At 43.4% G+C, this 12,783-nt stretch carries 11 protein-coding genes; 8 read left to right on the top strand and 3 right to left on the bottom strand.

All coding sequences use genetic code 11. From position 1 onward, the window contains the following. Positions 1-1,972 (bottom strand): tandem-95 repeat protein (locus R7Z50_RS17765; RefSeq protein WP_318149184.1); only part of this gene is annotated, 1,972 nt, incomplete at its 3' end. 400 nt (positions 1,973-2,372) lie between these two features. Here R7Z50_RS17765 and R7Z50_RS17760 point away from each other — a divergent pair. From R7Z50_RS17760 to R7Z50_RS17735, 6 genes are all read left to right on the top strand, one after another. Next, positions 2,373-3,683, top strand: a complete 1,311-nt coding sequence (locus R7Z50_RS17760) for a TolC family outer membrane protein (protein ID WP_017821962.1) — start codon at positions 2,373-2,375, stop codon at positions 3,681-3,683. Between the two features lie 2 nt (positions 3,684-3,685). Further along, positions 3,686-4,300 (top strand): OmpA family protein, encoded by a 615-nt coding sequence (locus R7Z50_RS17755; RefSeq protein ID WP_005377354.1) that lies wholly within the window; start codon positions 3,686-3,688, stop codon positions 4,298-4,300. Positions 4,301-4,475: 175 nt separating this feature from the next. Beyond that, positions 4,476-4,829 carry a DUF2750 domain-containing protein gene (locus tag R7Z50_RS17750; protein ID WP_005377352.1) on the top strand — a complete coding sequence of 118 codons (354 nt, stop codon included), beginning with the start codon at positions 4,476-4,478 and terminating at the stop codon, positions 4,827-4,829. 187 nt (positions 4,830-5,016) lie between these two features. Beyond that, the gene (locus R7Z50_RS17745) at positions 5,017-6,987 is read left to right on the top strand and encodes a diguanylate cyclase domain-containing protein (RefSeq protein ID WP_132937123.1); all 1,971 of its coding nucleotides are present in this window, start codon (positions 5,017-5,019) and stop codon (positions 6,985-6,987) included. A gap of 87 nt (positions 6,988-7,074) precedes the next feature. After that, on the top strand, positions 7,075-7,773 hold the full coding sequence (locus R7Z50_RS17740) for an IclR family transcriptional regulator (protein ID WP_054575004.1): 699 nt from the start codon (positions 7,075-7,077) through the stop codon (positions 7,771-7,773). A 106-nt stretch (positions 7,774-7,879) separates the two neighbouring features. Then, positions 7,880-8,572 (top strand): SDR family oxidoreductase, encoded by a 693-nt coding sequence (locus R7Z50_RS17735; protein WP_132937121.1) that lies wholly within the window; start codon positions 7,880-7,882, stop codon positions 8,570-8,572. A gap of 198 nt (positions 8,573-8,770) precedes the next feature. Here R7Z50_RS17735 and dkgB read toward each other — a convergent pair whose 3' ends face one another. Then, positions 8,771-9,571, bottom strand: a complete 801-nt coding sequence (dkgB, locus tag R7Z50_RS17730) for a 2,5-didehydrogluconate reductase DkgB (protein ID WP_053304418.1) — start codon at positions 9,569-9,571, stop codon at positions 8,771-8,773. A gap of 112 nt (positions 9,572-9,683) precedes the next feature. Here dkgB and R7Z50_RS17725 point away from each other — a divergent pair, with 112 nt between their 5' ends. Together R7Z50_RS17725 and R7Z50_RS17720 are read left to right on the top strand one after the other, a co-directional pair. After that, positions 9,684-10,589 carry a LysR family transcriptional regulator gene (locus tag R7Z50_RS17725; protein WP_005377343.1) on the top strand — a complete coding sequence of 302 codons (906 nt, stop codon included), beginning with the start codon at positions 9,684-9,686 and terminating at the stop codon, positions 10,587-10,589. A 132-nt stretch (positions 10,590-10,721) separates the two neighbouring features. Continuing rightward, the gene (locus R7Z50_RS17720; RefSeq protein WP_053307049.1) at positions 10,722-11,627 is read left to right on the top strand and encodes a TIGR03571 family LLM class oxidoreductase; all 906 of its coding nucleotides are present in this window, start codon (positions 10,722-10,724) and stop codon (positions 11,625-11,627) included. A 115-nt stretch (positions 11,628-11,742) separates the two neighbouring features. Here R7Z50_RS17720 and R7Z50_RS17715 read toward each other — a convergent pair whose 3' ends face one another. Then, positions 11,743-12,627 (bottom strand): LysR family transcriptional regulator, encoded by an 885-nt coding sequence (locus tag R7Z50_RS17715; RefSeq protein ID WP_005377338.1) that lies wholly within the window; start codon positions 12,625-12,627, stop codon positions 11,743-11,745. Positions 12,628-12,783 lie beyond the last annotated feature (156 nt).

Here is a 12,783-nt window from a genome sequence, read left to right as displayed (position 1 = left end):
CCGAGTCAATACGTAATGTATCACCATCGATGTCAGTATCGTTTGGCAGGACATCAATCGTCACTGGCGTGTCTTCGTCAGTAATGGCCGTGTCATCGTTTGCCACTGGCGCATCGTTGACTGGTGTGACATCGACGTTCACCGTGGTGGACTCTGATACCCCACCCGACGTAACGATGTAGGTGAAGCTGTCTGTACCGTGGTAGTTGTCATTCGGCGTGTAGGTCACGCTGCCATCCGGGTTGACCGAGACCGTGCCGTTAGCTGGTCCATTGTTGGTATCCAGCGACACCACTTTGTCGTCGCCTTCGAACGTGTCGTTATCTAAGACCTTAATGATGGTTGGCGTATCTTCCACAACCGTCGCTTTATCTGCCACGATGTCCGCCACTGGCGCTACTGTGAAGTTCACCGTTTGGCTAACGCTCTCGCCGCTTGGATCGGTAGCCGTAAACGTCAGCGCTTCTGAGCCGTTCCAGTCTGCAGTTGGAGTGAACGTAGCAATCCCATTGACGATCGCCACTTGAATGTTGCTGTTGCCAGAGACGCTAAACGTTAACTCGCCATCCACGTTATCCACATCGCTGAAAGCGGTATTCAGATTGATGCTGTATGGTGTGAAATCTTCCGCCAAGGTTTGGTCTGCAATGCTGCTTTCAACCACAGGCGTGTCGTTCACCGCATTCACGGTGACGTTAACCGTCGCTTGGTCAGTCAGTGCACCATCGGTCACGGTGTAAGTGATTTCAGCGTCACCATGGAAGTTCTCAGCCGGTATGAAGACCAGTTTGCCATCAACGATCTCAACTGTACCTTGTGTTTCAGGTACGGAAGCCGATTCAATCGACAGCGTATCGCCATCAATGTCGGTGTCGTTTGGCAGGACATCAACCGTTACTGAACTATCTTCCTCTGTAATTGTTGTATCATTAGAGGCAATAGGCGCATCGTTAACTGAGTTTACTGTTACCGAAACTTGAGCTTCATCCTCTAACTCACCATCTGTGATGGTGTAGCTAATCGTTGCATTACCGTTGAAATTTTCGGCCGGAGTGAAAACAAGCTTACCATCGATAATCTCAACGATACCTTGCTCTTCTGGTACAGAAACAGAGGTAATGATTAAATCATCACCTTCAATATCACTGTCGTTAGCGAGCACATCAATTACAACCTGGGAATCCTCGTCAGTTTGAATCGCATCATTAGTTGCTATTGGCGCGTCATTAACAGGCGTAATATCTAAGTTAGCAGTGCCATTAATAACACCGCCATCTTTATCAATAATGTCATAGGAGAATGACACTTCAGTGTCATCGTCAGCCTCTGGAATGTAAGTCCAAGATCCATCGCTGTTATCAATTAAGGTGCCATTCCCACTCTCAATAGTGACGTTTGTAATGACAAGAGTATCGGCATCATCAATATTGACGTTCGATAGTAATTCTTCAGTAGTTATCGTGATTGGATCGCTATCTTCCTCAACAGCGCTTAATGTCACTGGAGAATTAGTAAGTGGCTTACTTGAGCCATCCCCACTTGTCTCGATACCTGTTGTGAAGAAGTCATTTAAGGTCAACGCTTGAGTTTCAGATAAGCCGAGGGATTCTAAGCCAATAGTTTCAAAGTTTGTTGAGGCTAGCACTTCAGTACCATCTCGTACAATCGTGGCACTATTTTGCAAACTGGAGCCACTATTTTCACCCGCTGCAGGTGCGAGTTCTTCATCAATAGCAGAAGGGTCTTGACCTTGCTCAATAGCACTAATAATCTGTGCTACATCGTCTGAAATATCTTTTAAACCTTGCTCTTGAGCAAGCTGAATTTTCAGGTCTTGAGGCGCAGCATCTGTCATTGCCACTATCACTTCACCTGGTAGAGGCTGCTGTCCTTCTGCAAGGACTCTCAGCTGCCCATCCAAACCTATTACGACGACTTGATTACCGAGTGGCACTAATGCTGTATGATCCATATAAACCTTAACCCTAAATAACTGTCAAGTTTTTGACTAACAATACTAATTTGCTATATATTGCCCGAATATATAGTGCAATAACAGCAATTTGATGCTCAATAAAGTAATTATGTGTCATACATCAATAAGAATCCAGATGCATAAGTGTTTTATTTTATTAAAATCTGGACACACGTTCCTAGCTATTACCTCCATCTTTAATTTGAGATCTTAATTCAAGTTTTAGGCAGATTTAGTAGGTTGATTTATCAAAATTGAAACAAATGAACAGCGAATCAACAGGTTACTTCATCGCATATTAATGTTATTGTGCGCTAAATTATTGACGCCCTTATAAGTATTCCACTTATAAGCCCTATCACCTCGAGAATTTTTACCATTATCTAGGAGAATCACAGTGAAGTGGACTCGTGCCAACGCCTTTTGTATTGGTATGTTCACCGCTAGTCATGCGTTTGGGCAAACGCTAGAGCAAGCGGTTGAAAACACATTAAAAACCAATCCTGACATCAAAAGTGCGTTCAATGAATTCGTTAGCAAGCAGTATGTGAATGAAGCATCTGGTGGTGCTTACCTCCCATCCGTAGACTTAGATGCCGGTATCGGTTACGAAGGAATCAAACCCGCAGAGTCAGGGCGAGATTCAACCGACCTGACAAGAAAAGAAGCCACCGTGACACTAACCCAGCTAATATGGGATGGCTCAGCGACACTTAATGATATGGATCGAACAGCAGCTGATGCTGAATCGGTCCGTTATCAACTTCTAGCTGATGCCCAAGACACCGCTCTAGAGGTCGCGAAAGTTTATTTAGACTCAGTAAAAGCTTATGAAATTCTTACACTTTCCGAGAATAACTTGAAAGTGCATAAGAAGATCTATGAAGACATTAAAAAGCGAGTTAACTCAGGTATCGGTTCTACAGCAGACCTAACCCAGGTAGAGGCTCGTTTAGCAAAGGCTCACGGTAACTTGGTGGCAGCTCAGAACAACTTATATGACAGCCACACCACCTTTACACGCCTTGTCGGACAGTCACCACAAGGATTGATTTTCCCAAGAGCGGACCAAAACTTTATTCCCTACACCATCGATGAAGCGATTGACTTGGCATTCGAGTCACACCCAGTAATCAAAATCTCGGTAGCTGATGTGGACTCTGCAAAGTTCCAATACAAGCAATCTAAGGGAGCTTACTACCCAACGATATCGGTAGAAGCGGCTCAAACATGGCGTGATGATGCAAGCGGTATTGAAGGAAGCAGCGAAGAGACAACAGCAATGTTACGTATGCGTTACAACCTCTTTAACGGTGGTAGTGACGTAGCCAACGCTGAAAGTTTTGCCTACCAACTAAATAAAGCAAAAGACTTAAGAGAACGTGCATACCGCCAAGTCGAAGAAGGTCTTCGTCTATCTTGGAGTGCGTTAGATTTAACACTTCAACAAAAAGAGTTCCTAGCGGATCACGTAGATTCGGCCTCTGAAACTGTCATCGCCTACGAAAAGCAGTATCGCATTGGAAAACGCACTCTGCTGGACTTGTTAAATACTGAAAACGAACTTTTCGAAGCGAGAAAGAACTACTTGGATGCTCGATACTCAGAGCAGTACGCCAAGTACCGCGTTATGAACGCGACTGGCCAATTGTTAAATGCCTTGCGTGTCGATGTACCTACAGAATGGAATGAAAAGGTGGAGTACTGATCATGAAACCAGTGAAGATTCTATTTGCATTGGGTATGCTCGCCATCACTCAACACGTTGTTGCTGAAGACGAATATGAGTATCGTCCTGTACCAAATGCAGAACAAATAGCAGATTTGCAAGATGACGATAACGATGGTGTCATCAATGCTCGAGATATGTGCCCAGGTACACCTGAAGGCTCAGAGGTCGACAACGACGGTTGTGGAGAATACATTAAAGCATCAGATAACATGCAAGTGCGGATACTTTTTGCTAACGACTCTGATGAGATCAATCCAGTCTTCAGAAGACAAGTCCGAGAGCTTTCCGACTTTTTAAAAGAGTACCCTACTACTTCGATAGAGCTGCACGGCTATGCTAGTAAAGTTGGTGGTTCAAAGCATAACCAAGATCTTTCTGAAAGACGAGCACGCAATGTCCGTGAAGCCCTACTAAGCTACGACATCGAACCGAGTAGAGTCCGCATTGTTGGTTTTGGTGACACTCACTTAGCACAGCAAGGGACCGATGAAGTCAGCCATGCTTTAAATCGTCGAGTAACCGCATCAGTCGTTGGTTACAAAGGCGAGATAAAAAGAGAGTGGACAATATTCACAACTCTTCCAGAAAGGTAAAGTACCTGTTTTTGTTTGCTCTGCAAGCACAAAGCAAACAAAAACGAGTGAATACTTAACCTCAGAAAAGGAGCTTCGGCTCCTTTATTTTTACTCATTTCGACAACCGTATTATGCTTTAGGAATCGGCACTTTAGTGTTACTCTAGCCACGTCATAACAACGAGAGTTTTGAAATGAGCAAACTTACATCAGATATCCAAGCGAACCTTGACCTTTTTGTTGCAGAAACGAAAGAAAACCAATTGGTTTGGGGTCTACGCAATGAAGAAGGTTGGCTATCTTGCGATTCAACTGAATTCGAAAACAGCGAAGTCATGCCTTTCTGGTCTTCTAAAGAAGATGCAGAAGCACATAATGTTGAAGAATGGGCAGATTTTACTGTACTAGAAATCCCATTAGATATCTTTGTTGAAGATTGGCTTTTGACTCTTGCTGAAGATGGTGTTCTTGTTGGAACTAACTGGAACGATCAGTTAGAAGGCAAAGAAATGGAGCCTCAAGATCTAGCAAAGCTTTACATTGATTAAAGATTTCTGACCTCAACTTTATGTTGAGGTCTTTCTTTTTTATGCCTCTTCTTTCAATATCTCGACCAAGTGCATAGTTTTACTACTCTTTTTCTTAGTACACCCAACTCAATCACAACGCTGATGCGTTAAAAGCGCTATGATAACTCAACTTTAAAGGCACCTTAAATTAAAGGCTCGTTTAAACATGCGCGTGCTCTATCCCTTGCTTGCGTCACTTTTGCTCACTCCAGTATATGCAAGCGACACTCAAGATATTGAACCAAACCAAAATATCACACAGTGGCACTCTGTCTACCAAACCACACTACGAAGCAACCCTGAGTCGGCATTGAGCATGCTTCAAGATCGCTACCATACAGCGAAATCGGACAGCGAAAAGCTCTACGTAAGTGGATTGATTTATGAATATATGTCAAACATAAATCAGCCTTACTACGGCAGCAGTCAAGTCTTAGACAACCCTTTTTCTCAATTAGAATCAGAATATATTCTTGCCTTAAATGAACGTAAGCATGGTAGTTACGAGGCCTCAGTAGATAGCTTTTCTTCTTTGCGACAGACAATGAAGAAAATATCCGATTCCGAAGGCAAGGCTCTGATGAACTATCAACTTTGTTATACGCTGAATCAACAAGGTCGTTATCACAAAGCAAACTTTTATTGCTCATCCTTAGAGAGCCACTTAAATCATAAGCATCAAGAAAACTTCCCTGTTGATCTCGCTTTGCGCGTGGTAGCAAATAACTACAATTACCGCGGTGACTATGAAAAAGCCTTAAGTTTGTATCGACAGTTGATGGCCAACATGTCGACGCAAAGCGATCCTTCAGGGATTTACAATGACGTCGGCAATTTACTTGCAGAGCTGGGGCAATTTGAACAATCAGAGCAATATCTCATTCAAGCCTTACTGGTTCGCCAAGATGAAGGGACACCTCTTGAAGTTGCGCAAGTCGAACATAGTCTAGGAGCGATGTACAGAAAATCCAAAGAACTCGATAAGTCCATCAGCCACTACAAAAATGCATTAACGATTCTCGAACAACTTCATTATCCATACGGGCAAGGGTTGACCTATTTAGGGTTATCTGCTGCTTTGGCCGATTCTGGGCAATTGGATACCGCGGTAGATTACATTGGAAGAGCATTAAACATTGCCCAAACTTATGAGAATACGCACCTTGAAACAGAGGGTCATTTGGCTGCTGGATTGGCATATTTAAAGAACCATACACCCGAAAAATCGATTGAACACGGTACAATTGCGTTAAGATTAGCGGTAAAAAACGCTAGGCCCTTATTGCAAGCGCAAGCCCAATTACTCCTCTCAAAAGCATACCAAGCTCAAAATGATTACAAAAAGGCGCTGGAGCATCACAAGGCCTACTCGACGATTGAACTAACGAACCGAGACGCGAGTAATATCAAGGCGTTAGAGGCACTAGATCTCACTAAAAAAGAGTATGAATATGATCTACAAGTCGCGCAGTTGAACAACGAAACTCTTCTAAGTCAGTACCAGTTTGAAAAACTCACAGACCAACAACGCACTTATAATTTTGTTGTTTTCTGTTTATTGATTCTCCTCGCTCTGGCATTGATGGTTCAGCGACAAACACGCTTAAAAGCCAAAATAGACAGCTTAACGTGTGCATTAAACAGAGCGGCAATTATAGAGACGATTAAAAGCCACACCTCCAAAGCGGAAGGAGACTTCCGCTACGTTCTAGCATTAATCGATCTAGATGACTTTAAGGCGATTAATGATCAGTATGGTCATCCGACTGGCGACTTAGTACTACAACAGGTATGCAAAGCGCTTAAAGCTAAACTTAATAAGGGAGAGTACTTGGGTCGTTTAGGTGGAGAAGAGTTTATCTTGCTATTGAAAAACGTCGATGAGATTGACGTTCCCTTTAGAATACAAAGTCTGCATAAAACAATTTCAGAAAAGAGTGTACATTCGCTTAATAACCATCAATTGAATATATCTGCGAGTCTGGCCTATCTATCAACCTCAATGCCACTCACCAACTTTGATGAGCTCTATTCGATATTAGACCAAGCGTTATACAATGCTAAGAAGCAAGGAAAAAACTCCCTTGTGGATGCATACAACGAGCCGATCAGTTTAAGTGCTGAGTATATTCTCTAATAAAACCAAACCACCAGCGTAGTGGTTTGTTATAGGTGGAAGCATCAGTAAGCCATTCAGATGCAACACCATCATCAAGGAGTCTTTGTGCCCAAGGCAAGAAAAAACATTCAGTCTCTAGAGCGAGGTTTTCTAATCCTCGAGTTGCTCTCGATGAGTGAGTCTCCCCTATCATTACAGACGATCAGTAATGCGATCCAGTTAAATAAGACGACTGTTCACGGGTTACTTGCGACTCTACACTCTCTTGGATATGTATCCAAACACAACCATAGCTACAGCCTAGGGTTTAGATGCTATGAACTGTCTAAGCCGATTGAACAAAAAAACGAAGCTATCCGACAACATTTTGTTCCATTGCTGAAAAAAATGGCCCAAGTGACTAACAACACAGCTTACCTCGCTGTACAAAGTGGCGCTAAAGAGTACTTGTATATCGATGCTATAGAGCAGGATAACCCTCTTACTATCCGTAGCCCGAGAGGGAAACGAGAAGGACTCACAACATCTGCGATCGGCAAAGTTTTTCTTAGTTTTGATGATGAGCTTCGTCGAACATTACGCCTTGAAAACCAAATATCCCCCACGTTAGAAACTGAACTTAATCAGGTTGTATTATCAGGTTACGCACTCGATTTAGAAGAGGCAGAGCCAAACCTCAATTGCTTAGCGATCCCCCTTTACTTGGATGGTAAAGTCGTTGCTGTTGCAGGTGTTAGCGGTGCTGCCTCCGAACTGACGGTCACTAGGCTAAAACACTTTGCCAGCATCTTTCTCAAATTTTAAGATTTGACAATGTCGAATCCTAGGCCATTTTTATACTGTTTTGATTACATGCTTATACGTCGCCTCTAATATGGTCGTTGTTCAACTCAACAACGTAGGAGAAGCGATGTCTACTGTATTAATCACCGGCGCTAACCGTGGCTTAGGCTTGCAATTTGTCCGCCACTACCTTGGAAAAGGTTGGCAAGTTATCGCAACTTGTCGTTCACCAGAAAATGCTAAGCAGCTCAATGAACTAGTAACCCAATCTAATCAACTTCAACTGATGGCTCTAGACGTCACTAACCAACAAGATATCGATCAGTTAGCCACTCGATTAGCGGATCGTCCGCTCGATCATTTAATTCTTAATGCAGGTGTATTAGGCGAAGAGTGTGCAAAGCTTGGCGAAATGACCCAGAAAAAATGGCTAGAAGTACTAAACATAAATACCGTCGCACCTGCCCTGCTAATTCAAGCCCTACAAGACAACGTTGCGAAAAGTCAGCACAAAACCATCGTGGGAATCTCAACCCGAGTTGCGAGTTTAAGCGATAACAGTTCAGGTAACATGTACAGTTATCGAGCATCTAAAGCAGCGCTTAATCAGGTTCTAGTATCAGCAGCACGCAATCTCGAATCGCGAGGAGTAAAAACTGTCGCAGTTCATCCCGGCTGGGTAAAAACCGATATGGGCGGTGAGGACGCAACCTTTTCTGCCGAGGAAAGTGTTGCAGGCATTGTTTCGGTCGCAGAACAGCTAACACTTGAGCAATCCGGAAGCTTCCGCGTATTTGATGGCTCTACAATCGAATGGTAATTGATCTCTAAATGACGTCTCCCGGCCAAATTGAAGGCCGGGAGAATACAGTAAACTAATAGGCCAAAAAGATAAAAGCTCGCACTATCGTCAGACAAGCGAGCCCTTATCGTCTATGGTGTTGTACTACTGTCAAACGCTGAGGAAGTCAGCGATTGCAGAGGCGTCATTTAGGCAATGATTTCCTGTGAAACTCACTCAATCATCCCATTCAGGCGCTAGCCCTTCAGGGTTTACTTCGCGGCCATTTCTTTCTAACGCATCTATCTTTGCAATCGCCTCTTCACTCAGATTAAGTTCAAGTGCTTTCAGGTTACTTGCCAAATTCTCTCGTTTAGTTGAAGACGGGATCACCGCGTAACCTTTTGACAAAGCCCAAGCAAGCGCGACTTGAGCGGGCGTGGCCTGATAGTCCTCAGCAATACCTGCAATAGTTGGGTCCCCAAGTACTTTCCCATATGCCAAGGTCATGTAAGACGTTACCTGAATATCGTTTTCCTGCATGAAGCTGACCAACTTACGATTTTGCAAATAAGGGCTAAGCTCGATTTGGTTAGTAACAATATTCTCTTTACCGACCACTTCTATCGCTTGTTGCAACAAGTCAATATTAAAGTTGGATACGCCAATATTACGGGTTAACCCTTGCGATTTAGCTTCAAGTAATGAAGCCATGTATTCGTTCAAGTTATTGTTATTGCCAGGCCAATGGATCAAGGTCAAATCCACATAATCTGTATTTAGCTTTTCTAAGCTCTCTTTTAGACTTGGAATGAGTTGTTCCGTGTTCATGTTATCAACCCAGATCTTGGTCGTAATGAATAGCTCATCACGTGCAATACCGGATTGTGTCAATACTTCACCGATTTCTGCCTCATTACCGTAAATCTGTGCAGTATCAATTACGCGGTAACCCACTTCTAACGCATTACGGACTGAATCCTTAACTACTTCACCCTCTAAACGAAACGTGCCGACGCCAAATGATGGTACTTTCATCTAAATCTCCTGAATTATCGATTTTATAGTTGATTCGAAGCAAAACTTTACGCCGCAAGAAACTTTCCGTAAAGTTAACAATACTCAAATCTAATTTGAAATATATTCAACAATGAAAGCTACTCTAGATGAAATGCGCACCTTTATGGCCGTGGTCGATACGGGTTCAATCAGCTCTGCGGCTGAACTGTTATCGATGACCGTCTCGGCGGTGAGTCGATCGGTATCTCGGCTAGAAGCCAAACTCGAAACGACCTTGTTAAATCGCACAACCCGTAAGTTAGATGTTACTAATGAAGGAACGATATACCTCGATAAAGTCAGACATATTGTAGAAGCAGTAGAGAATGCCGAAGCACAACTGAAAAGCCAGAAATATAAGCCTTCTGGCCTCCTACGAATAAACGCAGCTACCCCCTTCTTACTGCACGTACTAACTCCGCACATTGCTAAATATCAGAGCTTGTATCCAGAAGTCGAAATCGATCTCAATTCCAATGAGGAAAATATTAGCCTTTTGGGAACAAAAACCGATATTGCTTTTCGTATCGGTGAGCTACAAAACTCAACCATGCGCGCGATATTTCTTGGTAAAAGTCGGATTCGAATCGTCGCGAGTCCAGAGTATTTAAGACAACATGGTACTCCAACCTCAATAGATCAGTTACTCAATCACAAGCTACTTGGATTCAACAAGCCGGAGTATCTTAAGGAATGGCCGATCATGGATGATAAGAACAAACTTCTGCGTATTATGAGTAGCCTAAGATCTGATAATGGCGAGACGCTAAGATGTTTAGCCTTACATGGTGCGGGGATAGCTTGCCTGTCTGACTTTATGACCTACTCTGACCGACAAGCTGGTCGCTTAGTGGGCGTGCTTAGTGAACACACGCATAATGTCGAACAGCCCGTTCATGCGGTGTATTACAAAAATGCCAGCACCTCACGCCGGATCAGCTCTTTTATTGACTTCATCAAGCAAGAAATCAAGGTAGAGAACCACCAGTTCCTTTAAAGACCACCGCTGTTTGTAGCAAAACACTTTTGTCTTTTTGCCGCTTTTTCTCACAACAAAAATCTCATAGTGTCCTGAATATCAGGGAGGCACCTTGCCTCCTAGTACTCACAGTAATAGTCAGGCTTCATAATGCATAAAGATTTAAGTAACAGATTCACCATCGGGGTTGAGCTCCCCCTAGATAATGACTGGACCCAAGAAGGCCAGAAAAAACGCCTGCTCCAACGAAAACCGTTCGGCGTACCAGACATGAGTGCACATAAACAGCGTATTATGTTAGCCGATAAGTTAGGCTTTAACGTAGCGTGGGTGAGAGATGTCCCGTTGTACGACCCTAACTTTGGAGACGCGGCACAAATTTATGAACCGTTCAGTTATCTTGGCTATCTCTCTGCGTGCACCGACAACATTCTACTAGGGACAGCAGCGATAGTATTACCGTTAAGACAACCTTGGCTAGTGAAAAAAGCCGCTGCGACCATCAACGAGTTAAGTGGTGACCGCCTGATACTCGGTGTGGCTAGTGGAGACCGCCCTAGTGAATATCCCGTTTTTAATGCCAACTTTGACAGCCGTGGATCAGCTTTTCGAGAAAGTGTAGAGATTTTGAAAGATACGAAAAATGATAAACTGGGTAACGATCTACAGTTATTACCCGAGTTTGCTGATATTCCTATCTATGTCGCAGGGTTAGCGCAGCAAAGTCCACAATGGATAGGAGAAAACCTAGACGGCTGGCTCGCCTACCCAGGCACACCTGATGATCATGAACACCGCGTTGCACTTTGGCGCTCCGTAGCGGGAAACAAACCCTACGCCAGCTTTATTCATCTTGATTTAGTCGATAACCCAAATGCACCAGTCGTTCGGCATCATTTTGGTATCCGGGCCGGAGTCAATGGCTTGAGCGATGAGCTAGAAAAAATGCAAGAAGCAGGAGTCAATCACATCGGGTTGCATTTCCGTCGTAATAGCCAACCAATTGAGAAATCAATGGAACAGATCGCTCAGTACGTGTTGCCACGCTTTAACTAAGATCAAATAAAAATATGTGCCACCTTACTAAGGGGTGGCACGCTAGGCTTGGCACTTGGAAAAACAAAAGCTGCAATAACGACAAAACTCTTTTGTTAAAACAACAATAATAGAGTTATTTTAAAGTAAGTCTTGGTTGAATAAAGTCGATGAACGCGGAAATACGTTTAGAGACTGAAGAAGATTTGTAGAACACAGCATTGACCTGTTCTCGTCCAGTATTTGTGATTTTTTCCGATTCAAACAATGCCACTAACCGTCCAGAATCAAGATCATCTTTCACCATAAAGCCAGATAAACATGCAATGCCGTTCCCTGCCAGCACTAACTGTCTAACCGTTTCACCACTGCTGGATAGGATATCAGGCTCTATCATCTCAAACCCTCGTAATGGCCACTGATTTAACACTTTAGCGCCAGAAAAACCGATCAAGTTATGACTGCGCAAATCGCTCACCGCTTCAGGGAAACCTCGTTTAGATAAATAACCAGGCGTGGCAACGATAAATAGTGGGCTTGTTCCTAAAGGTTTAGCATGCAGTGTTGAATCCGATAATCGTCCAATACGTATCGCCACATCGGTTCTTTTTTCCAATAGATCCACAAAACCCTCATTAGAGGTAAGATCGAGCTGAATATCAGGATAAGCCTCTTTAAATGGCTGAATTAACGGCACAAGTTGATGTAAAACAAATGGGCTAGCGGCATCAACTCTTAAGCGCCCCTTGGGTAGTTCACCTCGTGTAATGATCTCTTCTTCAGCTTGCTGTATTTGTAGTAAACCTAAGCGAACCGCTTCAACAAACTGATGCCCTTCCTCAGTAACTTCCACTCTGCGTGTCGTGCGATTCAGCAAGGTTACCCCCAACTGTGATTCAACTTTACTAACCGCACGAGATACCCTAGCGACTTGAATACCTAGTGCATCAGCAGCGGAAGAAAATCCACCACTATCCACAACTGCCATGAGAATCTCTAATTCATCTGATCGGGTTAACATTTCATCCCCTTTCTTAACTGCGCATTTTCATCATTTATAACAAAAGTATTTTGTAATAAACACCATTTTTCGCAACGAATAACTCTTTAATAATACACGACATGGAAACGGGCTATTCGTTTATCCATTCATATTCAATGATTATAAGAGAGAGTT

Source organism: Vibrio sp. 1249-1, assembly GCF_033340495.1.
Note: the sequence above shows the minus strand (reverse complement) of the source record. Positions and strands in the feature narration are given on the sequence as shown.

Bases quoted from the DNA above. Each gene is read 5' to 3' on its own strand.
- R7Z50_RS17745 (WP_132937123.1), top strand. From the start codon at position 5,017: ATGCGCGTGCTCTATCCCTTGCTTGCGTCACTTTTGCTCACTCCAGTA.
- R7Z50_RS17755 (WP_005377354.1), top strand. From the start codon at position 3,686: ATGAAACCAGTGAAGATTCTATTTGCATTGGGTATGCTCGCCATCACT.
- R7Z50_RS17725 (WP_005377343.1), top strand. From the start codon at position 9,684: ATGAAAGCTACTCTAGATGAAATGCGCACCTTTATGGCCGTGGTCGAT.
- R7Z50_RS17720 (WP_053307049.1), top strand. From the start codon at position 10,722: ATGCATAAAGATTTAAGTAACAGATTCACCATCGGGGTTGAGCTCCCC.
- R7Z50_RS17750 (WP_005377352.1), top strand. From the start codon at position 4,476: ATGAGCAAACTTACATCAGATATCCAAGCGAACCTTGACCTTTTTGTT.
- dkgB (WP_053304418.1), bottom strand. From the start codon at position 9,571: ATGAAAGTACCATCATTTGGCGTCGGCACGTTTCGTTTAGAGGGTGAA.
- R7Z50_RS17715 (WP_005377338.1), bottom strand. From the start codon at position 12,627: ATGTTAACCCGATCAGATGAATTAGAGATTCTCATGGCAGTTGTGGAT.
- R7Z50_RS17735 (WP_132937121.1), top strand. From the start codon at position 7,880: ATGTCTACTGTATTAATCACCGGCGCTAACCGTGGCTTAGGCTTGCAA.